The organism is uncultured Kushneria sp., from assembly GCF_947497025.1.
In the GTDB taxonomy this organism is placed as follows: domain Bacteria; phylum Pseudomonadota; class Gammaproteobacteria; order Pseudomonadales; family Halomonadaceae; genus Kushneria.
In genome coordinates this window covers 1-26,083 of record NZ_CANMFC010000005.1, presented here as the reverse complement: position 1 = coordinate 26,083, position 26,083 = coordinate 1, and the positions used below count along the sequence as shown (strand labels likewise).

The 26,083-nt window shown below is 59.9% G+C and carries 32 protein-coding genes, 1 pseudogene and 1 CRISPR repeat array; of the genes and pseudogenes, 11 read left to right on the top strand and 22 right to left on the bottom strand.

Going from position 1 to position 26,083, the window contains the following annotated elements; translation table 11 throughout:
- Positions 1 to 60: 60 nt before the first annotated feature.
- From Q0931_RS10475 to Q0931_RS10455, 5 genes are all read right to left on the bottom strand, one after another.
- Positions 61 to 1,122, bottom strand: a complete 1,062-nt coding sequence (locus tag Q0931_RS10475) for a nitronate monooxygenase (RefSeq protein ID WP_299260008.1) — start codon at positions 1,120 to 1,122, stop codon at positions 61 to 63.
- Between the two features lie 38 nt (positions 1,123 to 1,160).
- A complete protein-coding gene (gene rhtA, locus Q0931_RS10470; protein WP_299260006.1) occupies positions 1,161 to 2,042 on the bottom strand; it encodes a threonine/homoserine exporter RhtA in 882 nt (293 codons plus the stop codon).
- A 209-nt stretch (positions 2,043 to 2,251) separates the two neighbouring features.
- The gene (locus tag Q0931_RS10465) at positions 2,252 to 2,749 is read right to left on the bottom strand and encodes a GNAT family N-acetyltransferase (RefSeq protein ID WP_299260004.1); all 498 of its coding nucleotides are present in this window, start codon (positions 2,747 to 2,749) and stop codon (positions 2,252 to 2,254) included.
- Positions 2,742 to 3,221 carry an OsmC family protein gene (locus Q0931_RS10460; RefSeq protein ID WP_299260002.1) on the bottom strand — a complete coding sequence of 160 codons (480 nt, stop codon included), beginning with the start codon at positions 3,219 to 3,221 and terminating at the stop codon, positions 2,742 to 2,744. The genes Q0931_RS10465 and Q0931_RS10460 overlap by 8 nt, the downstream gene beginning before the upstream one ends.
- 61 nt (positions 3,222 to 3,282) lie before the next feature.
- Positions 3,283 to 4,200, bottom strand: a complete 918-nt coding sequence (locus Q0931_RS10455; protein WP_299260000.1) for a CHAD domain-containing protein — start codon at positions 4,198 to 4,200, stop codon at positions 3,283 to 3,285.
- A 186-nt stretch (positions 4,201 to 4,386) separates the two neighbouring features.
- On the opposite strand from Q0931_RS10455, the gene Q0931_RS10450 reads away from it, so the two are divergent.
- Positions 4,387 to 5,028, top strand: coding sequence for a YoaK family protein (locus tag Q0931_RS10450; RefSeq protein WP_299259998.1), 642 nt, complete (start codon positions 4,387 to 4,389; stop codon positions 5,026 to 5,028).
- Between the two features lie 117 nt (positions 5,029 to 5,145).
- Positions 5,146 to 5,361, top strand: coding sequence for a hypothetical protein (locus Q0931_RS10445; RefSeq protein ID WP_299259997.1), 216 nt, complete (start codon positions 5,146 to 5,148; stop codon positions 5,359 to 5,361).
- Between the two features lie 353 nt (positions 5,362 to 5,714).
- Here the strand turns inward: Q0931_RS10445 and Q0931_RS10440 are convergent, their stop codons facing one another.
- The 8 genes and pseudogenes from Q0931_RS10440 to Q0931_RS10415 form a co-directional block, all read right to left on the bottom strand.
- Complete coding sequence (locus Q0931_RS10440) at positions 5,715 to 6,002, bottom strand: HigA family addiction module antitoxin (RefSeq protein WP_299259995.1); 288 nt, start codon at positions 6,000 to 6,002, stop codon at positions 5,715 to 5,717.
- A gap of 103 nt (positions 6,003 to 6,105) precedes the next feature.
- Positions 6,106 to 6,384: a type II toxin-antitoxin system RelE/ParE family toxin gene (locus Q0931_RS10435; protein ID WP_299259993.1), complete on the bottom strand. Its 279-nt coding sequence runs from the start codon at positions 6,382 to 6,384 to the stop codon at positions 6,106 to 6,108.
- A 107-nt stretch (positions 6,385 to 6,491) separates the two neighbouring features.
- The gene (locus Q0931_RS16755; RefSeq protein WP_366941608.1) at positions 6,492 to 6,668 is read right to left on the bottom strand and encodes a DNA methyltransferase; all 177 of its coding nucleotides are present in this window, start codon (positions 6,666 to 6,668) and stop codon (positions 6,492 to 6,494) included.
- Positions 6,669 to 7,063: a CRISPR direct-repeat array (repeat unit 29 nt; unit sequence CGGTTCATCCCCGCGCCTGCGGGGAACGG).
- Positions 7,064 to 7,119: 56 nt separating this feature from the next.
- A pseudogene (locus Q0931_RS16750) lies at positions 7,120 to 7,296 on the bottom strand (hypothetical protein); the annotation flags it as partial.
- Positions 7,297 to 7,543: 247 nt separating this feature from the next.
- The gene (locus Q0931_RS10430; RefSeq protein ID WP_299259991.1) at positions 7,544 to 8,857 is read right to left on the bottom strand and encodes an arsenic transporter; all 1,314 of its coding nucleotides are present in this window, start codon (positions 8,855 to 8,857) and stop codon (positions 7,544 to 7,546) included.
- 26 nt (positions 8,858 to 8,883) lie between these two features.
- The gene (arsH, locus tag Q0931_RS10425) at positions 8,884 to 9,597 is read right to left on the bottom strand and encodes an arsenical resistance protein ArsH (protein ID WP_299259989.1); all 714 of its coding nucleotides are present in this window, start codon (positions 9,595 to 9,597) and stop codon (positions 8,884 to 8,886) included.
- Positions 9,594 to 10,007: an arsenate reductase (glutaredoxin) gene (gene arsC, locus Q0931_RS10420; RefSeq protein ID WP_299259987.1), complete on the bottom strand. Its 414-nt coding sequence runs from the start codon at positions 10,005 to 10,007 to the stop codon at positions 9,594 to 9,596. The genes arsH and arsC overlap by 4 nt, the downstream gene beginning before the upstream one ends.
- Entirely contained in the window at positions 10,004 to 10,360 is a 357-nt protein-coding gene (locus Q0931_RS10415; RefSeq protein WP_299259985.1) for a metalloregulator ArsR/SmtB family transcription factor, read from the bottom strand. The genes arsC and Q0931_RS10415 overlap by 4 nt, the downstream gene beginning before the upstream one ends.
- A gap of 102 nt (positions 10,361 to 10,462) precedes the next feature.
- Here Q0931_RS10415 and Q0931_RS10410 point away from each other — a divergent pair, with 102 nt between their 5' ends.
- The 3 genes from Q0931_RS10410 to Q0931_RS10400 all read left to right on the top strand — a co-directional run bounded on the left by Q0931_RS10410 (position 10,463) and on the right by Q0931_RS10400 (position 12,233).
- Positions 10,463 to 10,888: an EamA family transporter gene (locus Q0931_RS10410; protein ID WP_299259983.1), complete on the top strand. Its 426-nt coding sequence runs from the start codon at positions 10,463 to 10,465 to the stop codon at positions 10,886 to 10,888.
- On the top strand, positions 10,864 to 11,361 hold the full coding sequence (locus Q0931_RS10405) for a hypothetical protein (RefSeq protein ID WP_299259981.1): 498 nt from the start codon (positions 10,864 to 10,866) through the stop codon (positions 11,359 to 11,361). The genes Q0931_RS10410 and Q0931_RS10405 overlap by 25 nt, the downstream gene beginning before the upstream one ends.
- 143 nt (positions 11,362 to 11,504) lie before the next feature.
- On the top strand, positions 11,505 to 12,233 hold the full coding sequence (locus tag Q0931_RS10400; RefSeq protein WP_299259979.1) for a DUF4396 domain-containing protein: 729 nt from the start codon (positions 11,505 to 11,507) through the stop codon (positions 12,231 to 12,233).
- 76 nt (positions 12,234 to 12,309) lie between these two features.
- On the opposite strand, the gene Q0931_RS10395 is transcribed toward Q0931_RS10400, so the two are convergent.
- From Q0931_RS10395 to Q0931_RS10385, 3 genes are all read right to left on the bottom strand, one after another.
- Positions 12,310 to 12,441: an entericidin A/B family lipoprotein gene (locus Q0931_RS10395; protein WP_299259977.1), complete on the bottom strand. Its 132-nt coding sequence runs from the start codon at positions 12,439 to 12,441 to the stop codon at positions 12,310 to 12,312.
- Positions 12,442 to 12,544: 103 nt separating this feature from the next.
- Positions 12,545 to 13,504: a Gfo/Idh/MocA family oxidoreductase gene (locus Q0931_RS10390; protein ID WP_299259975.1), complete on the bottom strand. Its 960-nt coding sequence runs from the start codon at positions 13,502 to 13,504 to the stop codon at positions 12,545 to 12,547.
- Positions 13,494 to 14,657 carry a DegT/DnrJ/EryC1/StrS aminotransferase family protein gene (locus Q0931_RS10385; protein ID WP_299259973.1) on the bottom strand — a complete coding sequence of 388 codons (1,164 nt, stop codon included), beginning with the start codon at positions 14,655 to 14,657 and terminating at the stop codon, positions 13,494 to 13,496. The genes Q0931_RS10390 and Q0931_RS10385 overlap by 11 nt, the downstream gene beginning before the upstream one ends.
- 346 nt (positions 14,658 to 15,003) lie before the next feature.
- On the opposite strand from Q0931_RS10385, the gene Q0931_RS10380 reads away from it, so the two are divergent.
- Entirely contained in the window at positions 15,004 to 15,858 is an 855-nt protein-coding gene (locus Q0931_RS10380) for an oxidoreductase (RefSeq protein WP_299259971.1), read from the top strand.
- Between the two features lie 84 nt (positions 15,859 to 15,942).
- Here Q0931_RS10380 and Q0931_RS10375 read toward each other — a convergent pair whose 3' ends face one another.
- The 4 genes from Q0931_RS10375 to Q0931_RS10360 all read right to left on the bottom strand — a co-directional run bounded on the left by Q0931_RS10375 (position 15,943) and on the right by Q0931_RS10360 (position 18,166).
- On the bottom strand, positions 15,943 to 16,242 hold the full coding sequence (locus Q0931_RS10375; RefSeq protein WP_299259968.1) for a hypothetical protein: 300 nt from the start codon (positions 16,240 to 16,242) through the stop codon (positions 15,943 to 15,945).
- Positions 16,226 to 16,678, bottom strand: coding sequence for a hypothetical protein (locus Q0931_RS10370; RefSeq protein WP_299259966.1), 453 nt, complete (start codon positions 16,676 to 16,678; stop codon positions 16,226 to 16,228). Before Q0931_RS10370 ends, Q0931_RS10375 begins: the two co-directional genes overlap by 17 nt.
- A 136-nt stretch (positions 16,679 to 16,814) precedes the next feature.
- Complete coding sequence (locus Q0931_RS10365; protein WP_299259964.1) at positions 16,815 to 17,012, bottom strand: hypothetical protein; 198 nt, start codon at positions 17,010 to 17,012, stop codon at positions 16,815 to 16,817.
- Positions 17,013 to 17,194: 182 nt separating this feature from the next.
- Positions 17,195 to 18,166, bottom strand: coding sequence for a cation diffusion facilitator family transporter (locus tag Q0931_RS10360; protein ID WP_299259962.1), 972 nt, complete (start codon positions 18,164 to 18,166; stop codon positions 17,195 to 17,197).
- A 178-nt stretch (positions 18,167 to 18,344) separates the two neighbouring features.
- Here Q0931_RS10360 and Q0931_RS10355 point away from each other — a divergent pair, with 178 nt between their 5' ends.
- The gene (locus Q0931_RS10355; RefSeq protein ID WP_299259960.1) at positions 18,345 to 18,833 is read left to right on the top strand and encodes a phosphate-starvation-inducible PsiE family protein; all 489 of its coding nucleotides are present in this window, start codon (positions 18,345 to 18,347) and stop codon (positions 18,831 to 18,833) included.
- Positions 18,834 to 18,920: 87 nt separating this feature from the next.
- Here the strand turns inward: Q0931_RS10355 and Q0931_RS10350 are convergent, their stop codons facing one another.
- The gene (locus Q0931_RS10350) at positions 18,921 to 20,765 is read right to left on the bottom strand and encodes a DUF3413 domain-containing protein (protein WP_299259958.1); all 1,845 of its coding nucleotides are present in this window, start codon (positions 20,763 to 20,765) and stop codon (positions 18,921 to 18,923) included.
- 154 nt (positions 20,766 to 20,919) lie between these two features.
- Here Q0931_RS10350 and Q0931_RS10345 point away from each other — a divergent pair, with 154 nt between their 5' ends.
- From Q0931_RS10345 to Q0931_RS10330, 4 genes are all read left to right on the top strand, one after another.
- A complete protein-coding gene (locus Q0931_RS10345; protein ID WP_299259956.1) occupies positions 20,920 to 21,651 on the top strand; it encodes a hypothetical protein in 732 nt (243 codons plus the stop codon).
- Between the two features lie 390 nt (positions 21,652 to 22,041).
- The gene (locus Q0931_RS10340) at positions 22,042 to 22,866 is read left to right on the top strand and encodes a manganese catalase family protein (RefSeq protein WP_299259954.1); all 825 of its coding nucleotides are present in this window, start codon (positions 22,042 to 22,044) and stop codon (positions 22,864 to 22,866) included.
- Positions 22,867 to 22,961: 95 nt separating this feature from the next.
- On the top strand, positions 22,962 to 23,474 hold the full coding sequence (locus Q0931_RS10335) for a ferritin-like domain-containing protein (RefSeq protein ID WP_299259952.1): 513 nt from the start codon (positions 22,962 to 22,964) through the stop codon (positions 23,472 to 23,474).
- Between the two features lie 239 nt (positions 23,475 to 23,713).
- Positions 23,714 to 24,805, top strand: a complete 1,092-nt coding sequence (locus Q0931_RS10330; protein ID WP_299259950.1) for a calcium/sodium antiporter — start codon at positions 23,714 to 23,716, stop codon at positions 24,803 to 24,805.
- Positions 24,806 to 25,094: 289 nt separating this feature from the next.
- Here Q0931_RS10330 and Q0931_RS10325 read toward each other — a convergent pair whose 3' ends face one another.
- Positions 25,095 to 25,865, bottom strand: a complete 771-nt coding sequence (locus Q0931_RS10325; protein ID WP_299259948.1) for a Crp/Fnr family transcriptional regulator — start codon at positions 25,863 to 25,865, stop codon at positions 25,095 to 25,097.
- Positions 25,866 to 26,083 lie beyond the last annotated feature (218 nt).

Sequence of the window (26,083 nt, the reverse complement as noted above, 5' to 3'; positions counted from 1 at the left end):
CATGGATGACGACCGTGGCATCAATCTTCGTCGTAACGACATTCTTTCATGAGTGATTGTTTATTCAATGATTTTGAATAAACTGGCAAGCCATTGGCTTTCATCAACAAGCCGCGCCATAAACTCATCCGCTGGCAGCGCACGTGACAGCGCGGCTCCCTGCCCCGCCCAGCACACGGCAAAATCCTGCTCACCCGCTTTTGAGGCAGCAGCAGTCAATGCCTTGCCCGCCAGGTAGGCCCGCGGATAGTCGGGAACATCGAGCGATGTAATCTCGCGGGTATGGCCGTTGACCAGCGCTCGCGCCGGACGTCCGGAGATGACCGAGGTCACCACCGTCTCGAAGGAATGTGCCCCGCCCAGCCAGGCGCGATGGGTCTCGGTGGCCGAGGACTCCGGGCAGCCGATAAAGGCCGTCCCCAGCTGCACACCGTGGGCGCCGGCTGCCCGCATTGCATCGATACCTGCGCCATCCATGATCCCGCCGGCCGCGATCACGGGGAGAGCCGTGTGCTGCACCAGCATTCGCACCAGTGGCAGTACGCCCAGCATGGCATCTCCGCGCTCGGGCTCGAACACGCCACGATGACCGCCAGCCTCGCTGCCCTGCGCCACGATCACATCGATGCCGGCTGCTTCGATGGCCCGGCCCTCGGCCAGCGTGGTCGCCGTGGCGAGCAGCGTAATGCCCTGGCACTTGAGCGCCCGAATGACCGACTCTGGTGGCAGACCAAAATGAAAGCTCACGGCCGCCGGGCGCAATTCGCACAACAGCGCCTGCATCGCCGCATCATCATTGAAGCTTTTGTAGATTGTCTCCAACTGCTCGGGCGGGTCGGCATCAAAACGGGCAAACAGCGGCGCCAGATGATCGCGCCAGTGCGCCTCGCGCTCGGTATCGATACACGGCGTGCGATGGCAGAAGACATTGACATTAAAGGGTTTGCCCGTCAGCGATCGGGTACGCTCGATCATGGCTCGGGCGGTATCGACAGAGGCAGCCCCGATGGCGATCGAGCCGAGCGCCCCGGCATTGCTGACGACTGCCGCCAGCTCGGGGGTGGAGACGCCGGCCATGGGCGCCTGGATCAGCGGAATACGAACGGGTAGCACTGCCGTCATGGGCCTCCCGGTGTCCTGTTGGTGATGGCGAGATTCTGTCAGTCCTGAACGGGCGCCGCCGAACGCGAGGTCAGCGTCGTGCCCATCGAGGCCGTGATGATGGTCCCGATGGCCAGCCACTGAAGCACCGTGAGCTGCTGGCCCAGAAAGATCAGCCCCGACAGCGCGCCGATGGCCGGCTCCAGGCTCATCAGCGTGCCGAACATGTGGGTGGGCATGCGCGCCAGGGAGAACATCTCAAGCGTATAGGGCAGCGCCGTGGAGAGCACCGCGATCACCAGTCCCACGGGCAGCACCGCCGATGAAAAGATCGCAGGACCGGCCTCGATCAGACCGATTGGCGCCATGACGATCGCAGCAATGGTAATGCCCAGCGCCGCACTCTGGGTGCCATTACCGCTACCGGCCCGACTCCCGAAAAGAATATAGAGCGCCCAGCACACCCCCGCCCCCAGCGCACAGAGCGCGCCCCGGAGGTCGATGTCTTGCTCGAGGCTCTTGTCCGGCCATAAAAGGATCGCAAGCCCTACGATGGCCAGCGCAATCCAGGCCAGATCGCGCCGCCTTCGCGAGGTAAACACCGCCACCGCCAATGGCCCGGTGAACTCAAGCGCCACCGCAATGCCCAGCGGCACGGTGACCAGCGCCTGATAGAGCAGAAAGTTCATCATCCCCATCGCCACACCGTAAACAGTGATCGCCTTCCAGGCGCTGCGCGTTAACGGCTGGCGCCACGGCCGAAAGATAACCAGCATTAAAATGGCGGCCAACAGCAAGCGAATGGAGGTAGCACCAGAGGCACCCACCAGGGGAAAGAGCTGCTGGGCAATGGATGCGCCGCTCTGGATCGAGCTCATGGCCACCAGCAGCAGGGCGACCGGCAGCAGGCGTTGAACGACAGGGGCGCGCACAAACGACATCGACATTTATCCCGAAACGGTGATTGAAAGGCAGAGTGCGGCAAGCGTTGAAGGCATCGGCCGCACCACCCATGATAACCGCCCTGTCGCAGGGATTGGGGAGAAAAACTGCCGGGCGTTCGAGGCCGTCATCCCGGGTCATGCCGGTGTCGTGACCAGCAACGCCTAGGCATTATCTCGCTGCGAGCAGTCTGCGGCGCCAATGGCGCTTAATAGGGCGCGATCTCTTCGTGATAGATTTCGAAACCGCGCTTTTGATAGTTTTCCAGCGCCGCCGGGTGATCCAGCGAGCAGGTATGCAGCCACACCCGCTCGGTGCCCGACCAGTGCCAGGCCTGATCGATGGCATGACTTAAAAGCCCGGCGCCAAGGCCCCGACCGATAAACGCCGCCACCAGTCCAAAATAGAGAATCTCGACGTTGACGCCATCCGGACGGTACAGCTCGAAGTAGCCGGCAATCGCACCGCGGTAATACGCCACGAAGGTGCGATGGGCGTCACTTTCGATCATCGCCCGCCACTTGTGCTGGTCCCCCTCGAGCATTTCGCTCCACTGCCACTGCGCCCCGACCAGCTCATACAAAAAGCGGTTCAGCGCAAACTGCGGGATCTCGCACTCGACCACGCTGAGCGTCTCCGGCAGTGCCCGGGCGCGATGGGCATCGGGGTCGCGCATCTCGAGATACCAGATGGTCTGCTCAGCCATGACAGGCGCCCTCACGGACAAATACCGGCTGACATTCGATCCTGAAATTGACCGAGGCGGCAATGAAGCATTTCTCGTGGGCTTTTTCGTGCAACTCGCGCGCACGCTGCTCGCTGCTGTCAGCGCTCAAGATGATGTGCGGGCACAGGGTCACTCGGGTGAAGCGCCCCAGCGCGGCATCCATCTCGCCTTCGGCGTGATCGTCGTAGGCCAGCACGACCACGCCCGCCTCGGCGCACAGATGCAGATACCAGAGCTTGTGACAGGCTGACAGCGAGCCGACCAGCAGCTCCTCTGGATTCCAGCGATCCCTGTTGCCCAGAAAGGCAGGATCAGCAGAGCCATCAATGGAGGCCTTGCCGGCAACGCTTAGCTGATGCTCGCGCCCGTAATCACGATAGCCGGTCGTGCCTGTCTCACGACTGCCCTGCCACTGCACCCTGACCTGATAGTGATGTTGCTGCCCCGCCATGTCGTCGGCTCCGCACTCATGAGTGAGGGCTTATCATCGCCATTTTAGCCAGTGGCGTCGATCAGGAGACCGCAGGCGCTGCCTTTCGGGCTTCCCGACGTGCCACGTTTCGGTAGCGTTTGATCCGCTTGCCCAGCGCCCCGGGCCTTTCAGCAAACAGCCGCCCGCCCAGCAGCAGCGCCTCGCGCTGAAGCCTCAGCCGACGTTCGCCAATCATCTCCAGCACAAGGCGTGTTTTGTCCTGGTCCTGCACCGCCACATCGGGCTCACGGAGCACCTGGGCCAGCATGGCCAGGTCATGCTCTTCACCCAGCAAGTCCGCCAGCCGGTGGGCCTCCCGGGCGCGCGCCTCCATCGGGACCTTCCAGACACCGGAGAGCAGTTCACAGTGGTGGCGATGGTATTTCACCTGTTTGCGCCACTCGTGAAAGGCCGCCTCATCGCTGGCATGCTCGGCCCTTTTCATCGCCTGACGTGCCCGGCGATTGGTCTCGACCATCCCCTCGCGCAGCGACCTGAAGCGGTCGATGGCAGGCGTCCAGTCTTCAAGCGCGTGACGGGCCCTTTCAAGCTCGGCCTCAAGCCAGGCCATGTCCGGCATGGCGCTCGTCTCCAGCGCCTGACGGTGTCGCTTGAGCAGCTGCTGGCGCGTCGGCGTGAACTGGCGTCGATCAACACTTTTTCCCTGGGCCGCCAGCAGCGCATCAAAGGTATCGATCAGGATCTGTTCATCGCGCGGGCCGCCCACGGCGCGGGCGATATCTCGAAAGCGCCCGTTTTCCCGGGCGTAGTGCCCGCCCAGCGCCGGCCGTGCCAGTCGCAAAATGGCCCGAACGCGCTTACAGCGCTGGCGCAGCTTGTGAATACCCTCCACCGTATCGCGACGGGCAAGATCGCGGCGCGCCCGACCGATCTGCTCGGCAGCAATGCGCGCGAGTCCCTTCCGGCTACTTTCAGACATCTCAAGGCGATAAGGCATGACCCCCTCCACCAAACGTGACAGACCATGAGAGCAGTGTACTGCTCGCCGTGCTCCACACCCTGTTCATTATGACCCTGGTGCAGACGACATGGCTGGTGCATGACGAAGGTCGAATCAATGCCGGCACACTCACTTGCGAAAGCACTACACTCACGGCCGTCATGATCGTTTTCAGGGGCCCCCATGCTCGACAAGAAAATTCCTTTCCCGGCATTTGCCCTGCTGTTCATGGTGGCCGGCGCCACGGATGCGCTGATCTATCTGCACAGCCGGGACCTGCTGGCGGTCTACATGACCGGCAACAGCTCCCATATCGGGCGCCATATCGGGGAAGGGAACTGGGCCGGCATTACGCCGCTGGCCGCGGTCATTGCGGCCTTTTTCACTGCCACGGCCCTGGGGGCATGGATCGGGATACGCGCCAAACGCTGGCGACCCACCGTCATTTTGCTGCTCACGGCCCTTTTAATGAGCGCCTCGATGCCCTTTGCCCAGGGGGATGACTATCCCTTCATCACGGTGCTTCTGATTGCCGCCGCGATGGGCATGCTCAACCAGGTCAGCGGCAACGAATCGGGGGTGACCTTTTTAACCGGCATGCTGGTCAGAACCGGGCGCGCCTTTGCCGAAGGCAATTTCAGGGCCGGACTGGATGGGCTGGTGCGCTGGAGCGCGCTGGTCGCCGGCGCCGCACTGGCCATTCCCCTCAATCATCATCTGGGCCGACACGCCCTGCTGGCGATTGCCGCCATGCTGGCGCTGGGCGCGGTATTCACGGCGTGGAATGCGCTGGTGGGGCGCCATCGGGCCAGACATTTGACCTGATGCCCGGCCGAACGATGTTCGCTCATTTGTCGGCACCGGGAGACAAGACTATTGCGCACCGGCAGCATGGACCGCGCAGCACTAGAGTCAGAAGGTTCCCCCATGGAGGGCACTGACATGACCTATGCCTGTAAACCTGCCTCGCAGGACGCACTGGATGCCACTTCGGCGGCCGAGACCGAGCAAAGCTTTATCGTCTTTGATGAAGACACCCTCGATCAGGAAGGTATTTACGCCTCCGAGCAAGAGGCCAAAAGCCACTGCGAAACGCTAAACCGTTCGGCAACCGACAATCCAGGCCCGGAGGAGATCCACGCCGACCAAAAGATGTGATGACCTCTTCACAAGGCGCGCCCGGCTCTGGCCGGGCGTTTTTTGGTTCGATCGACCGCTGACGAGTATCCACGGCCTGGCCCCGCGGGCGCGGGGAACGGATGCTGTACCACGGCACCGCTGCCGATAACCGCGGTTGATCCCCGCGCCTGCGGGGAACGGGACAGGGCAAAACCTCCACAGATGCCTGACGGCCCTCTGCGCTGACAAATGTACATGCGTAAAAATGTACAAACGTAAAAAAGCCCCTGCCGCCGCGAGACGGTAGGGGCTTTTGCCTTTCTATCCCTCAAATGAGGGACATTCGATTTTCCGAACCCCCTATCAAAAAAAATAGGAGTTCGGCCCGGTGATCACGCCGGAGCGACCAGGCGCTCGACAGCGGGCTGATCTCGATGCTCTGCCTGCCAAAGATCATACTTGCTCTGCAGGGCCATCCAGAAGCGGGCGGTGCTAATGCCGGCGCGCTCGAGGCGCACGGCCATATCCGGTGAAATGCTCGCGTGCTCATGCAGCACCCGTGACAGGGTGACGCGAGATACTTTTAGCTTGCTGGCTGCTTCGGTCACGCTCATGCCAAGCGCGGCGAATACATCCTCTTTCAGGATCTCCCCCGGATGCGCTGGGTTAAACATGCTCATATTTGCCGTGTCCTGTTCGTGTTCGTCGTTTTGCGTTCTATGTTCTGCGTTATATCCGGCCTTCTTCGAGGAGCGCCTCGCGCCGCCCCTCGGAGAGTGCCTTTCAGTGATAATCGCGGTAATCGACCAGCACCACGTCATCGCCCTCAAACCTGAACGTCACTCGCCAGTTACCGTTTACCTTCACTGACCAGATGCCATCCTTCTTTGGTTCAAGTGGGTGCAGGTTATACCCTGGTAACCCCATGTCCGATGGCTTTGAGGCTTCATCCAGTGTTGTCAGTATGCGCCTCAATTTTTTAACGTGATCCTGCTGTACCCCCTTTGTCGTCCCGGTCCGATAAAGACCTTCCAGACCATCGTGTGCAAACCCCTTAATCATCCATTGTCGCCCACTGCGTTATTGGCATGCGCTTATTGTATCGTGTAGCGACACACGATACAAGACGAGCAATAAAAAAAGCCCACCGCCGCAGCGGTAGGTGTCGTTCATGACGCCGTGGACAGATCTGGCTGCCGGATCTCATCCAGTCGTGCCTGGGCGATATTGTGATAGTGGTCAGACAGCTCGATACCGGTCGAGCCATAACCCTCAAGCTCTGCCGCGACCAGCGTAGTGCCGCTACCGGCGAACGGATCGAGGATCTGGCCACCGGGTCGGGCGATCGGTTGATCCCCGCGCCTGCGGGGAACGGTAGACCTCCGGCGCGTAGTTCACGCCATCAACCGGTTGATCCCCGCGCCTGCGGGGAGCGGGAACCGGCGCGGTCAGAAACTGCTGATAGTCGCGGTTGATCCCCGCGCCTGCGGGGAACGGGCGCCCGCGCATGACGACCTCGACGGCCACGACGGTTCATCCCCGCGCCTGCGGGGAACGGGACCTGCCCGGCGTCCTACCATTGGGAGCCTGCGGTTCATCCCCGCGCCTGCGGGGAACGGCGCCGAGATATATGCCGCCGTGGTTGGGCACGCGCTTCATCCCCGCGCCTGCGGGGAACGGTGGGACAGAATCTAAAAGTGGGGTTCGGGCTGCGGTTCATCCCCGCGCCTGCGGGGAACGGCGGTTACGGATCGGACTGTAGGTGGCCTCCAGCCATAGCGGCGCGCCATCTTCACGCAGGCGCTTGCAGCGACCGCTGATGAACTCGCCTTCGCGCAACCGGGACCAGAAGGTCGCATACTCGTCGCTTGCCACATAACCCTGCGGGCAGAGCACACTGTGATGCTGACCAATCAGTGCTTCAGCGCGGTAGCCGGTGGCCTCGAAAAAGGCTGAATTGGCCCGCAGAACCATGCCTTTCGGATCGAATTCAATGACGGCCATGGCGCGATGGATGGCACCCACCAGCGGGGCCTGACGGGAAGAAGGGGTATATCGAAACATGGAAAACTCCTGCCGCTGGCAGTGGAGCGGGCGCAGATAATGTCTGCAGCCCGGGCATCAGTCAGGGCAGCATCGGCATACCACGCCCACTTCTTGAGCCCTGCCTGATATAAGCCCTGTTAACCAGCGCCCCGAACCCTTCCGGCCTGACCGGGCACTAGCCACCCAACCGAATGGCCAACGGCCCCCACACCGCCAGCGCGATCAGCGTGATCAGCAGCACCGGCGGCGTGATCACAAGCCCCACCTTCATGTACTGCCCCCAGCCAATACGGTGACCCTTGCCGGCCAGCACATGCAGCCACAACAGCGTGGCCAGGCTGCCGATCGGGGTGAACTTGGGACCCAGGTCGTTGCCGATGACGCTGGCATAGGCCATCAGCTGCTGCGTCAGCACCGGTACCTGCGCCTGATCGATGGCCAGCGCCCCGATCAGGGTCGAGGGCATGTTATTGACGACCGAGGCCAGTACCGCAAGTCCCATCCCGGTACCCAGTGTGGCAATAAACGTACCCTGTGCGGCAAGCCAGTTCAGCACGCCGGCGGCGTCATCGGTCAGCCCGGCACGGCCCAGTCCATAGACCACCAGATACATGCCGACCGAGAACAGCACGATCTGCCAGGGGGCGTTTTTGATCACCCTGTTCAGTGATACCACCGGCTTGCCGCGCACGCCCCAGCGTCCGGCAATCGCCATCAGCACCAGGGCTGCCGTCCCCATGATGAAGGCAAAGGGCACCTGCCAGCGCGCCGTCACAAACAGGGCGATCAAAAGCACGGCCAGCACCGGGAAGGCGGCGCGAAAGACGCAGGGGTCCACGATGGCACTGGCGGGCGCCTCCAGCCGGCTGCGATCGTAGTCCCGCGGAATTTCACGACGAAAATAGAGCCAGAGCACCAGCAGCGTGGCCGCCAGCGACACCAGATTGACCGGCACCATCACCAGAGCGTATTCGCCAAAACCGATATCGAAATAGTTGGCGGTGACGATATTGACCAGATTCGAGGTCACCAGCGGCAGGCTGGTGGTATCGGCCACAAAGCCGGTGGCGATGATAAAGGCCAGCGCCGCGCTGGCGCTGAACTCAAGACGCACCAGAATCGCCAGCACGATTGGCGTCAGCAACAGCGCGGCGCCGTCGTTGGCAAAAAGGGCCGCAATCACCGCCCCCAGCATCACGATCAGCATGAAAAGCACCGGGCCACGCCCGTTGCCCCAGCGGGCAATATGCAGCGCTGCCCAGTTGAAGAAGCCCGCTTCATCCAGAATCAGCGAGATGATGATCAGCGCCACGAACGTAAAGGTCGCGTCCCAGACGATGCCCCAGACGGTACCCACATCGCCCCAGTTGACGACCCCGGTGGCCAGCGCCACTGCAGCGCCGCCCAGTGCACTCCAGCCGATGCCCAGCCCGCGCGGCTGCCAGATCACCAGCACCAGGGTGATCACGAAAATGGTCAGTGCCAGCATATTGCCTCTCGCCTATTGATTCACGCTCAGTGGGTGCGTTGATTGACCCGTTTCGACACTTCTTCGGCGCTTTCGACCCGTTCGGAGTAGCGATCGGCAAAATAGCCAGCCCGGCCGCGCGTCAGCCAGGTGAACTTCACCAGCTCCTCGCAGACATCGACGATACGGTTGTAAAGCGGGGAGGCGTGCATGCGCCCCTCGTCGTCAAACTCGTTGAAGGCCTTTGGCACCGACGACTGATTGGGGATGGTCAGCATGCGCATCCAGCGCCCCAGAATGCGCATCTGATTGACCGCATTGAAGCTCTGGCTGCCGCCGGAAACCTCCATTACCGCCAGCGTCTTGCCCTGGGTCGGGCGGACGCCGCCCAGCGAGAGCGGAATCCAGTCAATCTGGGTTTTCATGATGCCGGTCATCGCCCCATGGCGCTCGGGGCTCACCCACACCATGCCCTCCGACCACTGCGCCAGCTCGCGCAGCTCGGCAACCTTCGGGTGATCCGACTCGGCATCATCGGGCAGCGGCAGTCCGGAAGGGTTGAAGGTTTTGACCTCACAGCCAAACCATTGCAGAAGCCGACCGGCCTCTTCGGCCACCAGTCGGGAATAGGCGCGTTCACGTAATGAGCCATACAGCACCAGAATACGCGGCGCGTGGCGCGGATCGTCAGGATGGATCAACGCCTCGACATCGATGGGCTGAAGCTGATCCATGTCGATATGGGGCAACGTGTCACTCATGCGTCCGGCGCTCCCGGTCTGACGACCTCGCCATCTTCCCTGGTGAATTCGGTCAACGGGTTGTCCAGCAGGGCCAGTACCTGCTCGGAGGGCCGGCACAGCCGCGTACCGCGATCGGTGACCACGATCGGGCGGTTGATCAGGATCGGATGCGCCATCATGGCATCGATCAACTGCTCATCACTCAGCGCCGGATCATCAAGGCCCAGTTCATCAAAGGGGGTGCCTTTTTTTCGCAGCAGCTCGCGAGGCGTCATGTTCATCGCCGCCAGCAGTTCGACCAGCCGCTCCCGCGTGGGCGGTGTTTTGAGGTACTCGATCACTTCCGGCGTCTCGCCGGACTGGCGCATCATGTCAAGCGTATTACGCGAGGTACCGCAGTCGGGGTTGTGATAGATCACGGGGGTCATGGCGTCTCCTCCTCGATGGAACAGCAGGCGGGTTGAAGGGCTTCAAGCAGCGGCGCACAGAGCTCGGGATGCCCGGCGCAGCAGTCACGAACCAGAAAGGCCAGTGTGGCCTGCATTTGGTCAAGGCTGGCGCGGTAGATGATCGAGCGGCTCTGACGCTGCGAGACCACAAGGCCGGCACGCGACAGCACGCCAAGATGCGCCGACAGCGTGTTATGCGGCACATTTAGAAGGCGTGACAGCTCACCGGCCGCAAGCCCTTCGGGCTCGTGCTGTACCAGCAGGCGGAAGGCGTCCAGACGAGTGCTCTGAGCCAGCGCAGAAAAAATATCGATAGCAGATGTATTGTCCATATGTCCAAATATATGGACATGTTATGAGCAAGTCAAGCATTACGCGTCGCCGCGACCTGCCATCGGGCGTATGATGCTGACCTTTCTCTGAAGGGCCGGGCAATGACGGACAAGCGTGAACACACCGCAGGGCTTCTGGCAGCGCTGGGCTGCTTTTCGATGTGGGGCGTGATGCCGATCTACTTTCATCTGATCGGTCCAAATGTCTCTCCCTGGGAGATCCTGACCCAGCGCATGGTATGGGCGGCCGTTCTGCTCACACTGTTTGTGCTGATCAGCCGTCGCCATGAACGGGTGATGGCCGTATTGCGCCAGCCTCATCTGCTGCTCGCGCTCCTGGCTTCGGCGCTGCTGATCAGTACCAACTGGGGCGTGTTTATCTGGGCGGTGTCGAGCCATCACGTGCTGCAGGCGAGTCTGGGCTACTACATCAACCCGCTGCTCAATGTGGTACTGGGGCTGGTTTTTTTCGCGAGCGGCTGCGCCCATTACAGATTGCCGCAGTGCTTCTGGCCGCGGCCGGCGTGATGATCATGGTGGTGGGGTTTGGGCGGGTGCCCTGGGTGTCGCTGATCCTTGCCGGCAGCTTCGGCGTTTACGGATTGATTCGAAAGCGCATCGCGGTTGACAGCATTACCGGGCTTTATATCGAAACCATGCTGCTGCTGCCGTTTGCCCTGCTGTGGCTGGGGGCGCTGTACACTCAGCAGCAGGCGGTCTTTCTGCTGGATAACCTGCGCACCGATGCGCTGTTGATGGGCTGCGGCGTTATTACGGTGCTACCGCTGGTGCTGTTCACCATGGGCGCCCGGCGGCTCAAGCTCGGCACGCTGGGGCTGATCCAGTATCTGACCCCCACCCTGCACCTGCTCACCGGCGTGTTTCTTTTCAATGAGCCCTTCAATCAGGCGAACCTGGTGACGTTTGCCTGCATCTGGGCCGGCCTTGCTCTCTATACCGCAGACATTCTGCGAGCGCAGCGACAGATGAATCGTGGTTAACGACCTGCTCTGAATCTCTTCCCCGCTGGAGCAGGTTCAAACAGCATCTGTGGCCCGCCCCACGGTTTGCCCGATCGCTCCGATTGCACTAAACCCTTGTGTCATCCGGTGAATTAAAACTGAAGGCAACAGGGAGCGTGCCAATGCCGACCTTCTGGTCGTGGATATTTTTGCTGCTGGGGATCGCCACCTGTGCGCTGATCGCCCTGGATGTGCGTCGTCGGCCACAGCATATGGCCATCATGAACGTGACCTGGCCGATCACCGGGCTCTATATGCCGGTGCTGGGCTGGTGGGTCTATCAGAAGATGGGGCGAGCGGCCCCTGCCCATGCGGACCATGACAGCCACAAGGGCCATGGGACTTCAGAGTCTCATCAACACGGCGGTCACGAGCATCAGGGCCGTCATCACCATCACGGTGACAAGCCCAAATGGCAGGGCGTGTTTGTCTCTGCCACCCATTGCGGCGGCGGGTGTACGCTGGGGGATATCGTCGCGACCCCGCTGGCCACGGTACTCGGATTTACCCTTTTCGGCTCGCACATGGCCGGCCATTTTCTGCTGGCCTTTGTGGCGGCCTACGCCTTCGGCGTCCTGTTTCAGTATCTGCCCATTCGCGAGATGGGCGGGGGTTCGCCACGGCGCGCGCTGATCGATGCCATCAAGGCCGATACGCTGTCGCTGATCGCCTTTCAGTTCGGCATGTACTTCTGGATGCTGATCGCCACGCCGCTGTTTCTGGACGGTCGGATGGATGCCGCGACGCCCGAATTCTGGTTCATGATGCAGATCGCCATGCTGGTCGGTTTTTTGACCTCTTATCCCGCCAACTGGTGGCTGGTCAACAAGGGCATCAAGCACGCCATGTAGGCACACCGAAAGAAAACGCAACAGGGCCCGCAGCCGGATGGCTGCGGGCCCTGTCATGCCGAAGCCCCGGAAAGCCTCAGTCAGCGGCGTTCTGGATAGCCTGCCCGCCGTCAGAGATGTCTTCGCCTGCCCCGTGCATGGTATTACAGCCGCCGAGTACCGCGGCAGACAACAACATCATCACCATCAAAAACGTCATGCGCTTCATGAGATTACCTTCCCGTGTGACCGGCCGTTCAGCGGCACGTCTTCATGACTTTAGCACCATCCCTTCACGGGCAGCCACACCCCTGATGCAGGCGAAGAGGCGTTCATGAGGCGAGCCGCAGCCGCTGCTCGATGAGCTGGCAAAGTGACAGGGTCTGCCAGGACTCCTCGGCGCTGGCAAGGCCATGCGATTGCCCATCCATGACACTGTGCACCATCGCCTGTGCCTGACGGGTCAGGGCGTCGCCTGTGGTGTTGGCGATGAATGCCGACGGAAGGCCTTGCGTTACGAACTGAACGTCATGACCGCCATTGAGCAAATCTACATGCAGACTACCCTGTGCGCCTCGGGCATGAATGGTGCGCTGACGGTTTCTCGGCAACCGCCCGGTACTCAGGGTCACCGGATAACCGGCATCGGTCTGCAGGCACACCGCCACATGATCGGCGCCCTCTCCTGCCGATCGGCCGGGGCCGCTTTCGACATCCAGCAAAGCCTCGGGCTTAAGCCCCATGACGTGCTGCACGATATCCAGATCATGAATCATCAGATCCGTCACGATGGAATCCCCGGCAAGCCGCGCACTGCACGGGTTGTGCCGGGTGATGTTCACCGTCTCCCAGGGGTGATCCCGCAGAAGCCCGGCGGTGGCCTGCAGCGCCGAATTAAAGCGCTCGATGTGGGCACAAAAGAGCCCGGTACCGTGTGCCCGGGCCAGACGGCTCAGCAGGAGGCACTCCCGGGGTCGTACGGTCAGGGGCTTTTCCACCAGACACGACAGGCCACAACCGATGAGGTCCCGGGTGACGCCAAAGTGCGTGGCCGTGGGGCCGGCCACTACGGCCATGTCCGCCCGGCGTGCCTGCTCGAGAAAGGTTCGGTAACTCTGGGTACAGCGGCGCTGCATGGCCTCTGACAGGCCACAGTCACTGGCCGAACGAGGATCAAAGATCACGCTGACCTCCACCCCTGCCAGCGCGTTGAAGGTACGTATGTGCCTGGCGCCCATGCGGCCGGCACCGGCCACGGCCACGCGAAGCACCTCCGAAGCCCTAGTGTTCATGACAGGCTTGCCTGACGGCCTGACAGACCTGCTCGACATGATGGGTTTCGAGATAGGGATGCAGCGGCAGACTGAAGGCGGCAGCGGCGACCCGGTCGGTTTGGATCAGGCCGTCATGCACCATCGACTGACAGGCCGGATGGCGATGCAGCGCCGGGGAGTAATAGCAGCGCACCGGAACGCCCTGCTCGCGAATCGCGGCCACGAGCGCATCGCGACGCGCCTCAAGTGTTGCGTTGTCTTCCTCCGGGGCGTCCGGCAGACGCACCGTGTACTGCGCCCAGGCCGAGCGACAGCCTGTGGGCACGTCAGGGGTGGCAAGCAGCGCCCCGAGCCCTTCCTGGTAGGCCCGGGCAATCTCCTCACGCCGGGTGAGCTCCTCATCGAAAACGGTCAGCCGCGCCAGCAGCACGCCGGCCTGCAGGGCATCCAGCCGCGAGCACATACCAATCTCTTCATGACGGGCGTGATCGGGGCTGATGCCGTGATTGCGCAGCGAGCGAAGTCGCTCGGCAATGGCAGGATCACGTACGAACAGGGCGCCACCGTCGCCGTAGCAGCCCAGCGGTTTGGACGGATAAAAGGAGGTGATCGTGATATCGGCCAGTGATCCGACCGGACGACCGAGATAGTCACCGCCAAAACTCTGGGCAGCATCGGCCACCAGATAAAGACCAAAACGCGCAGCGATGCGATCAAGCGCGGCGTAATCCGCCGGACGCCCGAACAGATCGACAGCCATCACGGCTCTGACACCCTGCGCGCCTGGTGATGTCGCATGATGCTCAAGCCAGGCCTCGAGCGCACTCGGGTCAATGTTGAAGGAGCCCGGCTCGATATCAATCAACACCGGCTGCGCCCCGACCCGAACGATGGCTTCGACCGTGGCGGCAAAGGTATAGGCCGGACACAGCACCCGGTCACCGGCGCCAATGTCCAGAACCCGCAGGGCCAGTACCAGCGCATCGCTGCCGCTGGCACAGCTTACGCACTGTGCCACGCCGGCACGCTCGGCCAGCTGCTGCTCGAGCGCTTCCACCTTCGGTCCGTTGATGAAGGTTCCTGACAACAGCACCTCCTCCATTTCGGACCTGAGCCGGTGTTCGATGCGGCGATATTGTGCTGCTGGATCCATGAAGGATGCGCTGGACATGAAAGGCGCTCACTCTGGTAATGGCGTCGTTGTATGACCGCCTTTTGTAACTCATCACGACTTAATCAGGTTAAGACTATTGTTCTAATTTTGTATCGATCCGACAACCCTGTTGATTCATTACGTTGCCGTCACAGGCATTAATCCGAATGCCCTGTAGTAAAGGGTTGTTTTTTATCGATTGCTGTTAAGCCACTGTGTTGCCCCCTGCTCCGAGGCACGCTGCCATGTCCCGTATGGTCTGTTTCCATCAGGCACACCGCGCGACTGTCCTATAGTGACCACAGAAACATGGATGGTGGCCTGTCCATCCAACAGGCTTTTCACCGGCGCAAAGGAGAGAGACATGAGTGCAGTCAAGGATCCCGTCTGGCTGATTACCGGCTGCTCGACCGGGTTTGGACGCGAGCTGGCCCGTCTGGTCATCGAGCGAGGCTGGAAGGCAGTCGTTACCGCGCGGGACAGCGCACGGGTGGCCGATCTGGCCGAGGGCGCGGAGGATCGCGTGCTGGCGCTCGGGCTGGATGTCACCAAAAGCGAGCAGCTGCGTGAGGTGGTCAAAAGCGCCGAACAGCACTTCGGCCGGATCGATGTGCTGGTCAATAACGCCGGCTACGGCTATCAGTCCTCCGTCGAGGAGGCAGACGACGCCCGGGTGCGTGCCCAGTTTGATGCCAATGTGTTCGGGCTCTTCGAAATGACCCGCCTGGTGCTGCCCGGCATGCGCGCGCGTCGACGGGGTCACATCATCAACATCAGCTCGGTGGCGGGCTTTATCGGCTTCCCGGGCTCGGGCTACTATGCGGCCACCAAGCACGCTGTCGAGGGATTCTCGACAGCGCTGGCCGCCGAGGTTGCGCCGCTGGGACTGAAGGTCACCAGCGTTGCTCCCGGGCCCTTTCGCACCGACTGGGCCGGGCGCTCACTGCAGCAGACCACCACCGAGCTTGATGACTATAGCGAGACCGTGGGTGTGCGCATGGCGGGCACCGCTCAGGGCAGCGGCCAGCAGCCCGGCGACCCGATACGCGCCGCGCGCGCCATGATCGAGATTTATGAACATGCCAATCCGCCGCAGCATCTGGTGCTCGGCGCCTGGGGGGTGGATCAGGTGAGTGCGCATCTGCGCCAGACGCTGGAAGAGATCGAGCAGTGGCGGGAGATCAGCGTCAATACCGACTATCTCGCCGAAGAAAAATGACCCCGACCAACGGTGAATGAGCTGATAAAAAAGGCGCCATTTGAATGGCGCCTTTTTTGACAGGATTTCGAACCACTGGAGCTGTCACTCAACAGGTATGGGCACCAGGTCAGCACGGACATCGTAATCCCGCTCTCCCAGCATCCAGGTCGCGTTGATGATCTTGACCGGCTTGCCATCAAACATCATGTCTTCCCCAATGCGAGGGACAGCCGGCATTTTCATGACCCCTTCGCTATTGCAGAAGGAGTGATTGATTGGCGCATCATTTTGAAAAAACACCACCCTGATCATGTTCATAACGTCTTTTTTCTTCCATGAAAAGAAAGAGCATAGCCAGTCTTTATCTGCTCTTCCATGACCTGCGTCAGGTTTGGTGACCATCAATTGCCGCGCTGATGTCTGACAGCTCAGGATAATGTCCCCCGGGTGAGCGCACCGTTACCTGCAGCGATGGGCTCTGCTCGATTCGCGGCGGCGGCGCGTGGTATTCGCGCACCGGGCCCGACTCCTGAATGTCGATATCAACATCATGAAAGGCCGTGGTCAGCAGCAGCAATAAAAGCCCCAGCAGATAGATCAGCGGCGACACCACCACGGACGCCACCATGGCCACAATGCCGGCTACCGTGCGGCCGCGCACCATGATCAGGATGGCCAGACAAAAGGCGACCAGGTTGAGTGGCCAGCCGATCAAAAGCCCGGAGCCGGCCTGTGGCAGCAAAAAGGCGCCCCACGCCACGCCCAGCACGATCCACACCAGAGTCACCGGCGCCGGCCGCGAGGCTTTCGACATACTCATGGTATCGATCTCACTCATTGGGTCACTCCCTGTCAGGCCATGCTGTAATCTGCGCTCTTGTCGACCATCAACGCAAGAAGCCCGGCGAATGGCCGGGCTTCCTGCACTTGTGGGATCAGGGGCGCCACACGGTGTGACACACCTTACAGCCTGATCAGGAATTACGCATGATGCGCTCGGCTTCACGCTGTGATTCTTCCTCGTTCAGCCCCTTTTGCTCCTTGAGCAGACCGGCGATGCGTTGCACCTCGCCCTTTTCATAGGACGACAGGTCGTTGGCAACCACCCCCCATTTTTCCTTGAGCTGCCCGGCAATCTTGTCCCATTTGGCGCTCTGGGCATTGTTAGACACGGTATCTCGTTCCTTTCATGATGATATGCAAAAAAGCGGCTTCGGGCCGCCATGTCGTCAAAAGACCTTGAGCGCTCTGCCTGAAGCGCGAAGGTGGTGCATATTCAAAAGCAGTTGCCCGTGTGTCTCCATCACCTGGATTATCCAGGAGGTCCGACTGTCGACGTGGCGCAGCAACGCCATCATGAAAGATGGGCGTGTCCATGGTCTGCTTCATGGTCAATGTCTGTCTGCTCGAGGCAGTACGCCTGCCGCTCGATCTGTACCGTGACGTGATCGGCGTCAAAGCGCTTTTTGAGATACGCCCTGATGGCCAGAATGGATTGATCCTGATCCACACCATCATGGATCACGGCATGCAGGGTCACCATCACTCGCTCCGGGGTCAGTGACCAGATATGGACATGATGGACGCTTTCAATATCGGAAAGCGCATGCGGGATATCCTCTATCAGCTGCTCGCTGTCGATATGGGCCGGGGCGCCTTCAAGCAGGATATGTGCCGATTGCGTGGTAATCTTCCAGGCACTGCGGGCGATCAGCGCCGCTGCCAGCAGTGAGAGCAGCGGATCGATCGGCATCCAGCCGGTCACCATGATCACCACCGCGGCGGCAATGGCGGCCACTGAACCCAGCAGATCGCCCAGCACGTGCAACAGCGCGCCGCGAATGTTGATGTTGCCTCGATCCCCGCTATGCAGGAGCCAGAACACGCCGAGATTGACCACAAGTCCTGCAATGGCGACAGCCAGCATGCCGGTACCGGCCACCTCGGTCGGCGCCCACAGCCGGCGCACGGCTTCAAACAGGATCCAGGCCACGATCACCAGCAGCGCCAGGCCGTTTACGAAAGCGGCCAGCACCTGCACACGATGATAGCCATAGGTCTTGCGGGCATTGGCCGGGCGATGCGTCAGCCGGGCGGCGACCCAGGCCAGCGCCAGCGAGGCACTGTCGGTCAGCATATGGCCGGCATCCGCCAGCAGCGCCAGTGACCCCGTCACAAGCCCACCGGCCACTTCGGCCACCATGAAGCCGCCGGTCAGCACCATGGCCCACAGCAGACGCCGCTCGTTGTCCGTACCGTGATGATGGCAGGGCCCATGGTGGTGACCGTGTCCGTGATGATCGCGATGCGCCTGCTCCTGCGTCATGAATCTTCTCCGTTACTTGTGCCGTGCGTCAGGACATGATGAAAATCATCATGATGGTGTCAGGATGGCACACTCATGTACCGATGAGCGTCGCATCGCTGTCCACGGGTCTACCAGCCCGCTCGGCCGTCATGACATTTCTGCACCTTCAACTTTTCTCTTTTTTCAGGACATGATCATGCCAACAAAGACAAACGAGCCCCCGGGTACGCGGCTGCATCAACAGGCTGACCGTCTGGGCAACTTTCTGGTGAGCACCTTCCACTTCATGGCGCTGTTTGCCATCGGCGGCGTGATTGCCTGGGCCGCCCTGGGCGCCTTTCTCGAGATGATTGCCGATGGCCAGACGGGCATTGATGATGTGCTGCTGCTGTTTATCTACCTGGAACTGGGCGCGATGGTCGGCATCTATTTCAGGACCAACCACATGCCGGTGCGCTTTCTGATCTATGTGGCCATCACCGCGCTGACGCGCATGATGATCGGCGACATTCAGCATCATCATCGCCCGGACATGGGCATCATCTATATTGCCGGCTCGATTTTGCTGCTGGCCCTGTCGATTCTGGTGGTCCGTTACGGCTCTCACCGGTTTCCCTCGGGTCACAATCGCAATGTGGCGCCCACCCAATCCGGCGAGCGCGACGATCAGGTCGAAGAGCAGTAAACGCCGTCATCATTATCCATTACAAGGCCTCGGGCCCTGGCGCCATGCCGGGCCCGAGGCACCTCCCTCACGCTTGTGCCATCCGATCTACTTTTCGTAGAACTGACGAAACTGCTGCAGTGCCTCGAATACCGCCGGAGAAAAGTCGGCGTTTTCGATCGGATCAAGCTGGCGATCAAGGATTTTCCATTTGCCGGTGCCATCGACCACGGTAATCCGGTCGGGTTCGATGACGCCGTAATCCAGATAGCTGCTGGCAATGACCCAGGGATGATCAAGCTGCTCATCAAGCAGATCGCCGCCCTGGGCATAGTCCGACAGGGGATTGGTACAGCCCAGCGCATGACGCATCAGCATGGGCGCCACATCCAGATGGCTGGTCATGCCGTCTTCCACACCGGGGGGCACACCGGGGCCGTGCAGGATCATCGGCACATGGGTCTGAGGCGCGGCGAAATTACTGTTGTGCCCCCAGTAGTTCTTGTGGAAATCATTGAACGACTGGCCATGATCGGCAGTGACGATCAGCACGGTATTATCCCACTCCCCGCGCGCCTTGAGGTCATCAATGACCCGCCCGATCAACTGATCATCATAGTGGACCGAATTGCGATGCAGGTTGGACAGCGGCGTGGGATCGGTATCCGGCCCAAGCTCGAGATAGTTCATCTCACTGGCTGACGGCTGGAAAGGCATGGCCGCATCTTCGGGAACGCTGTAACCGTGCGGGGCATCGTAAAACAGCATGCCAAACCAGGGCCTGTCACCCTCGACGCGCTCATGCTGATCGAGCCACGACAGCCAGTCGTCGGTCATGCGGGCATCACGCCCGTGCGGGGTCTCGCCGGGTGTCCCTGTGCGCAGCGGCGATACCGAGGAAAATACGGTGCGATCAAACCCCACGCTATCCAGGCTCGCTGCCGCAAATATCCCCAGCGCATAGTCCTGGCGCTGCATTTCAGTAACCAGCAGCGGTGGGGTCTGGGTGTTGTTGATATAGTGGTAGTAGTTGCCGACCAGACCATAAAACAGGCTCATGACCCCGGTGCGCGTACTGTTGCCGCCGCTGTAGTGCTGGGTATAGCGCCGCCCGCTCTGCTCAAGCGCGGCATGAATATTGGGCGTGGTCCGCGCATCAAACTCGTCGCTGCGCCAGGAGTCGATCATGACCAGCATGATGTTGGGAGAGGACTGCGGACTGCACTGGAGCGGGTTGAGCGGCCACTCCAGCTCATCAGCCGCCTTCACATTCACATCGGCCCGCTCACTGCGAGCGGCCCGCGGGTCCAGCCAGCCGTGATCGGCCATGAAATCCTTGGCCGTGGCCGGAAACAGCAGCGGATAGACGCCGGTCTGCTGGGTGACACTACGCATGTAGCGGGCATCTGCCACGATATGTAAAAGATGACTGGCCACCAGTGCCAGCAGCAGAACACCCGATATCTTTCCGACCGGCAGACGACGCTGACCACCGGTCATGATCAGCCTGCGGGCCAGCCATCCCTGCGCCAGCAGCAGCGCCAGGGCCACACCGGCGACAATCAACCAGGTCTCGATGGAAAAGCTGAAGATTTCGCCGTTTTTATCGTTTAAAAACAGTGACACCATGAAGTAGTTCACATGGAAGCGATACTGGGCGTAGACCACCGTGTCCACCAGCAGCGCGCTGGCACCAAACGCGGCCACCAGCGCTGCCAGCGGCCAGAGAAGGCGCGATGGCAGCACCAGTGCCGGTATCAGCAACAGCACCCAGCCCAGCAGCACCAGCAGTCCGAAGTGCCCGATCCAGGTCAGCACCAGATAGAGAATGCCCCAGCCATCGTGCGGCACTTCCATGAAAGGGAGATAACGAAGGGCGATCAGCCAGACAAGCGGCAGCTGACAAAGCGCCAGCGCCAGTGTCCCGCGCATTCGGGAAGAGACAACATCCATTTCGATGACCACCTGAAACCATTGATAACGTGGCGGCGTAGTTTACAGGATATGACCGAAAGTGATGCATCAGGCAGTTCAATGAAGGGCTGCTTCACGCGCTCTGCTACCATAACCCTTCAAACATCTTTCATGCCTATCGAGAGAGGGCGGCATGCTCAGCCAGTTACACCCACTGTGGGCGTGGATTACCGACAATGCGATCGTGGTCGGCGGTCTGGCCAGTATCGGCCACGTGCTGATATGGGGCATCGCCATGCAGGTAGCTGTCAGCGACGCTCGTGCACTGCGCCGCCCTTCCATTCTGATCAAGCATGGCAAGGCCCGACGGCTCGACAGCCCTTGTCTGATCAGCAACATGGGTCATGGCGTCGTTTTTGTGGAGTCCATCATTGCCCGTCTTGAAACCGATCAGCAGACGCTGACCAGTGATATCACCGAGCTGACGGATGAAGATACCCGCCAGCAGCCGTCATCCTCCGAGGAGGACACGACCGAAAAAGGCGACACCAACAAGGGGGGTGGTGAAGAAGAAGGCGAGCTGGTCACTCGCATGGGGCCACTCAACTCGATGCAATACATGAAGGCAAGCAACCTTGATCACATCATTGCTCATGCAGCGGAGCAGCATGGGCTGAAGCTCGACAGTGATTACGCCGTTAGAGGCAGCGACGAGGTGCTCAAGGCTGTCGAGATTAATCTGATTATCATTCAGGCAACGGAAAAACGCCCGATCGGGGCCCGGCGTCGATTCAACCTTGTCCGTGATGACAGCGGCCGGATGCTGGTGGTACCGGAAAGCAACAATACCCATCAACTCTATTCCTGGCGCCAGCGCCGAGCGCTTGATCAATGGCGACAGGACATCAACATCGAAACCCTGTAACTCCGGCAGAAGCGTTGTGCCGGCAGGCTCTGCCCCCTGGCGTTGCCGTCACACATCACGGGGCAATATTGGTCAGGCAGTGTGCGCGCCATCACCTGCTCCTGAAAATGACCCCTGCCCTGCCTGCCAACGACATCGCGTAGCCTATTTCCCGAAACGGGCCTTGATATCCGTTAATCTTCTGCAAAACGACACATTTCCCTATATTAAAACACCTTATAAATATTGCTGTTCCCTGTCTTCCTGCCCACGCTTGATGCAGCAGTTCGCATGACACCCTCCATGTTCGTGATGCCTGAAATGATCCAGCCATGAACGCCATGGCCATCGAATATTGGTTGTCATGCCAACTCATCATTGTGCTGTAAACATTCATGCAGGGAGGCTTCCATGTTTCATCACTCGTCAAAACTTCAGTATCCCGTTCGTGTCGACAAGCCCGATCCGCAGTTTGCCATGCTGCTGCAGCAGGCCATCGGTGGCGTTGAAGGCGAAATTCGTGTCGCCATGCAGTATTTCTTCCAGGCCATGGGCGCTCGGGGCGATGACCGCATTCGTGATCTTCTGATGTCCACGGCCACAGAGGAACTTGCCCACATCGAGATGCTGGGTCATGCCGTAGCCCTCAACCTGGAAGGCGCCCCCGTCTCCTATCAGGAAGAATCCGCCAGGGATCCCGTTATCAACGCGATTCTGGGCGGCGCCAATCCGCGCCACCTGCTCTCCTCCGGGCTCTCTGCCATGCCGGTCAACGCCAACGGCGTCCCCTTTGACATGAGCCACATCTATGCCACCGGCAACATTGCCGCGGACATGCAGGCCAACGTGGCGGCAGAGGCCAGCGGGCGCGTGCTGGCATCACGGCTGTATAACTGGACCGATGACAAGGGCATGAAGGACTTCCTGTCGTTTCTCATTGCCCGTGACACCTATCACCAGCAACAGTGGCTGGCGGTTATCGAGGACATGGGTGGCCTGCAGGCCAGCCTGCCGATACCCAACAGCACGCCGGAAGAGCATGAGGCTACCGAGCACTCCTACTACTTCCTCAATACCCTGCTCGACAAGGAAGCCCCGCAGGGACGCTGGAGCGAAGGCCCGTCGCTGGATGGCCGCAGCAACTTCAGTTTCAAGCAGCAGCCCGAACCGCTGGGGCAGGTACCGAGTCTGGGCAAGGCCAAACCGGGCTCAGGCGCACAGAAGGAACAGCTCTAGGGTACCGGCTCGCAGGACAAGGGGCCTGGCCGGTACAGGCAGGCCCTTTCAGATTTTCTGTATGACATCGTTTTGCCATCAAAAGGACATTGATCATGACTACCGATGCCAAATCTCATCTCATGGACTGGCTGCGTGATGCACATGCCATGGAACAGCAGGCCGAAACCATGCTCGAGGCGCAGGCCAAACGGCTGGAACACTATCCCGAGCTCAAGGCCCGCATCGAGCAGCATATTGAAGAAACCCGCGGCCAGGCCGAGCTTCTGGAAGAGTGCATCACTCGCCTGCACGGCAGTACCTCGAGTTTCAAGGATATGGGCGGCAAAATGACGGCCATGGCACAGGGCATGGGCGGCATGTTTACCAGTGATGAAGTCGTCAAGGGCGGGGCTGCCAGCTACGCCTTCGAACACTTCGAAATTGCCAACTATCGAGCGCTGATCGGTGCAGCAGACTATCTTGGTGAGCCTGAAGTCAAATCAGCCTGTGAGCGCATTCTCAAGCAGGAAGAAGACATGGCCAAATGGCTCGAGGATCATCTCCCGACCATCACACAGACCTTTTTGAAGCGCTCCGAAGAAGACGACACCACCGCCAAACGCTGATTATCCTGCCAACGTTTTACCGCCACTTTCGAGGCCCGCACCACGGTGTGGGCCTCAATCATTTGCGCACTCCCCCTCCCCGACACGCTCTTTTTACTCCCCCCCCAACGGCGCTGTTTGAGGCAGGCTTCAGCTCGCCATCAAGGCAATCTGTATCGGCGGTGACTACTCTTTTGATCAGCATCGAAAGACAGCCAACGACCACGTTTTGACGTCACCTTGAAAAGAGATGCCCTGTTATGACATTGATGACCTTTGTGTATCTGGCAGCAGGTCTGGCCCTGCTGGTGGGGGGAGCCGAAATACTGGTGCGGGGCGCGTCGAAGCTTGCCGCTCTTTTTGGCATATCGCCGCTGGTGATCGGGCTGACCGTGGTGGCCTTTGGTACCAGCGCGCCGGAAACGGCCGTCAGCGTACAGTCGGCCTTCAGCAGCAAGGGGGATCTGGCGATCGGCAACGTGATCGGCAGCAACATTGCCAACGTGCTGCTGATTCTGGGTCTGACAGCCCTGATCGCGCCGCTGATTGTTTCACGTCAACTGATTCGTCTGGATGTCCCGCTGTTGATCGCCGCCGGCCTACTGACCTGGGGACTGGCCGCCAATGGCACGCTCAGCCGTCTTGATGGCGCCATTTTGTTTGCAGCCATCATCACCTACACGGTGTTCATGGTGAAAAGCAGCATGCACGAGAGCAGTGAGGACCGCGCGCAGCAGAGCGCCGAATCCCCTGCTGAAGCCACACCAGCAGCACGCGGCAACGCCTGGATGCTTAACCTGGTGATGGTTCTGGCGGGGCTGGCGCTGCTGGTAGGCGGCTCCCACTTTCTGGTAGAAGGCGCCACGACACTGGCGCGCGCCCTGGGGCTTTCCGACCTGGTGATCGGGCTGACCGTGGTGGCCATCGGGACCTCCCTGCCGGAGCTTGCCACCTCGATTCTGGCCGCCGTACGCGGCGAACGCGATATTGCCGTGGGCAACGTGGTGGGCAGCGGGTTGTTTAATCTGCTGTGTGTACTGGGGCTGGCCTCACTGGTATCGCCACAGTCGATTGTCGTCTCGGCCAATGCGCTGGTGTTTGATTTCCCGGTCATGGTGGCCGTATCGATCGCCTGCCTGCCCATTTTCTTTACCGGTTATCGGATCGATCGCTGGGAAGGGCTATTGTTTTTTGCCTACTACATCGCCTACACCGCCTATCTGGTGCTTTACTCAACCCGACAGGACAGCGCCACCCTGCTGGGCCATGCCATGTTGTTCTATGCCCTGCCCCTGACCGCGGTCACCCTGATAGTACTGGGTGTCAGGGCCTTGCGAGCCCAGCGCACCTGACCATTATCGAGCATGAAAGGATATCCAACACCAAAGACGGCGCCCCTGAGGCGCTGTTTTCTGTCGGCTCATGCCGCTAATCGTAATGGCATCGTGATCATCGCCCCAGGATGTATAGCGCCACAATCCTTAACCAGGTAGTAACAAAATAAAAACAAATCTATTAGAGTTAATTAATTTAAATTATATAGATCGCTACAGGAAAGCAGCACACTGGATGCTCAATCAGGGAAGATAGTAATGCTTTCGGGTAAAGGGAATTGCCCCGGTCAAGGACGATAATACTGATTCAGAGCGAAAGGATTCGCTTTTCTTTTTTATTAATCAACTCGCCTTTATCGTTCGCCAAATTTTTATCAAGATGTAGATAAACGGCATCGAACTCGGCCACATTTTTTAAGCCTTCAGGATCAAGTATGGTTAATTCCTTGCGCGTTAACCTGATAAGCCCCTTTTGACGCAGCCGCTGCAAGACCCGGTTAACATGGACTGGCGTCAGGCTGAGTGCCTCCCCAAGATTGGCCTGAGTCAGCGGCATTTCCAGCGTATGATCCTGTATGAGACCGGCGACCTGAAAGCGTACAAGCAGCTCACAAAAAAGGTGTGCGACACGCGCTTCAGCACTACGCAGCCCAATATTGAGTATCCAGTGTCGGGCAATGGCTTCATCCACCATCAAAGACCAGAACAGTGCTCTGGCCAGGCGAGGAAAATCCTCGATGATCCGATTGATGCTTTCCTCGGGCACCATGCCTACGGTTGTTGCAGTAATAGTGCGTATTGAATGATCCATCCGGGACAGCAGCGTGACATGAAGATCACAAAGATCTCCCTTGATCAAATATCCCATGATCTGTTCGCGGCCATCAGAAAGCATTTTGCAGCGGCATGCCCATCCCTCAATCATCAGATGGACTGCTGGAGGATTCTCCCCTGCTTCAATGATGTAACTGCCCCTTTCAAGGCGTTTTTCCTGAGTGGGTGCTGCGCGCAGCATTTTGATTTCGTGCTTATCCAGATCCTTATAGTGTTGAAGCTTTTCAAGCAGGGGACCGATCATTACAGCACTCCAGGCGGGGAGCTACCATCTCAACATGTTCACGGAATAAAAAAAAGTTGTATTAGTTAAAACATTATTTGGCCATCTACATTATCAATCTCAATCAATTAAATCCGAGCTTCAGGGCAGAACATTCAAAAAGGCTCTTCGTCGCTGGGTGTGGAATTCGCCCCCTGAGCTGGGCCAGGATATGACCTCCACATGGACAGGAGGTACGA

Excerpts from the sequence above, each read along its gene's own strand:
- Q0931_RS10475 (WP_299260008.1), bottom strand. The coding sequence starts at position 1,122 with ATGACGGCAGTGCTACCCGTTCGTATTCCGCTGATCCAGGCGCCCATG.
- rhtA (WP_299260006.1), bottom strand. The coding sequence starts at position 2,042 with ATGTCGTTTGTGCGCGCCCCTGTCGTTCAACGCCTGCTGCCGGTCGCC.
- Q0931_RS10465 (WP_299260004.1), bottom strand. The coding sequence starts at position 2,749 with ATGGCTGAGCAGACCATCTGGTATCTCGAGATGCGCGACCCCGATGCC.
- Q0931_RS10460 (WP_299260002.1), bottom strand. The coding sequence starts at position 3,221 with ATGGCGGGGCAGCAACATCACTATCAGGTCAGGGTGCAGTGGCAGGGC.
- Q0931_RS10455 (WP_299260000.1), bottom strand. The coding sequence starts at position 4,200 with ATGCCTTATCGCCTTGAGATGTCTGAAAGTAGCCGGAAGGGACTCGCG.
- Q0931_RS10450 (WP_299259998.1), top strand. The coding sequence starts at position 4,387 with ATGCTCGACAAGAAAATTCCTTTCCCGGCATTTGCCCTGCTGTTCATG.
- Q0931_RS10445 (WP_299259997.1), top strand. The coding sequence starts at position 5,146 with ATGACCTATGCCTGTAAACCTGCCTCGCAGGACGCACTGGATGCCACT.
- Q0931_RS10440 (WP_299259995.1), bottom strand. The coding sequence starts at position 6,002 with ATGAGCATGTTTAACCCAGCGCATCCGGGGGAGATCCTGAAAGAGGAT.
- Q0931_RS10435 (WP_299259993.1), bottom strand. The coding sequence starts at position 6,384 with ATGATTAAGGGGTTTGCACACGATGGTCTGGAAGGTCTTTATCGGACC.
- Q0931_RS10430 (WP_299259991.1), bottom strand. The coding sequence starts at position 8,857 with ATGCTGGCACTGACCATTTTCGTGATCACCCTGGTGCTGGTGATCTGG.
- arsH (WP_299259989.1), bottom strand. The coding sequence starts at position 9,597 with ATGAGTGACACGTTGCCCCATATCGACATGGATCAGCTTCAGCCCATC.
- arsC (WP_299259987.1), bottom strand. The coding sequence starts at position 10,007 with ATGACCCCCGTGATCTATCACAACCCCGACTGCGGTACCTCGCGTAAT.
- Q0931_RS10415 (WP_299259985.1), bottom strand. The coding sequence starts at position 10,360 with ATGGACAATACATCTGCTATCGATATTTTTTCTGCGCTGGCTCAGAGC.
- Q0931_RS10410 (WP_299259983.1), top strand. The coding sequence starts at position 10,463 with ATGACGGACAAGCGTGAACACACCGCAGGGCTTCTGGCAGCGCTGGGC.
- Q0931_RS10400 (WP_299259979.1), top strand. The coding sequence starts at position 11,505 with ATGCCGACCTTCTGGTCGTGGATATTTTTGCTGCTGGGGATCGCCACC.
- Q0931_RS10395 (WP_299259977.1), bottom strand. The coding sequence starts at position 12,441 with ATGAAGCGCATGACGTTTTTGATGGTGATGATGTTGTTGTCTGCCGCG.
- Q0931_RS10390 (WP_299259975.1), bottom strand. The coding sequence starts at position 13,504 with ATGAACACTAGGGCTTCGGAGGTGCTTCGCGTGGCCGTGGCCGGTGCC.
- Q0931_RS10385 (WP_299259973.1), bottom strand. The coding sequence starts at position 14,657 with ATGTCCAGCGCATCCTTCATGGATCCAGCAGCACAATATCGCCGCATC.
- Q0931_RS10380 (WP_299259971.1), top strand. The coding sequence starts at position 15,004 with ATGAGTGCAGTCAAGGATCCCGTCTGGCTGATTACCGGCTGCTCGACC.
- Q0931_RS10375 (WP_299259968.1), bottom strand. The coding sequence starts at position 16,242 with ATGGTCACCAAACCTGACGCAGGTCATGGAAGAGCAGATAAAGACTGG.
- Q0931_RS10370 (WP_299259966.1), bottom strand. The coding sequence starts at position 16,678 with ATGAGTGAGATCGATACCATGAGTATGTCGAAAGCCTCGCGGCCGGCG.
- Q0931_RS10360 (WP_299259962.1), bottom strand. The coding sequence starts at position 18,166 with ATGACGCAGGAGCAGGCGCATCGCGATCATCACGGACACGGTCACCAC.
- Q0931_RS10355 (WP_299259960.1), top strand. The coding sequence starts at position 18,345 with ATGCCAACAAAGACAAACGAGCCCCCGGGTACGCGGCTGCATCAACAG.
- Q0931_RS10350 (WP_299259958.1), bottom strand. The coding sequence starts at position 20,765 with ATGGATGTTGTCTCTTCCCGAATGCGCGGGACACTGGCGCTGGCGCTT.
- Q0931_RS10345 (WP_299259956.1), top strand. The coding sequence starts at position 20,920 with ATGCTCAGCCAGTTACACCCACTGTGGGCGTGGATTACCGACAATGCG.
- Q0931_RS10340 (WP_299259954.1), top strand. The coding sequence starts at position 22,042 with ATGTTTCATCACTCGTCAAAACTTCAGTATCCCGTTCGTGTCGACAAG.
- Q0931_RS10335 (WP_299259952.1), top strand. The coding sequence starts at position 22,962 with ATGACTACCGATGCCAAATCTCATCTCATGGACTGGCTGCGTGATGCA.
- Q0931_RS10330 (WP_299259950.1), top strand. The coding sequence starts at position 23,714 with ATGACATTGATGACCTTTGTGTATCTGGCAGCAGGTCTGGCCCTGCTG.
- Q0931_RS10325 (WP_299259948.1), bottom strand. The coding sequence starts at position 25,865 with ATGATCGGTCCCCTGCTTGAAAAGCTTCAACACTATAAGGATCTGGAT.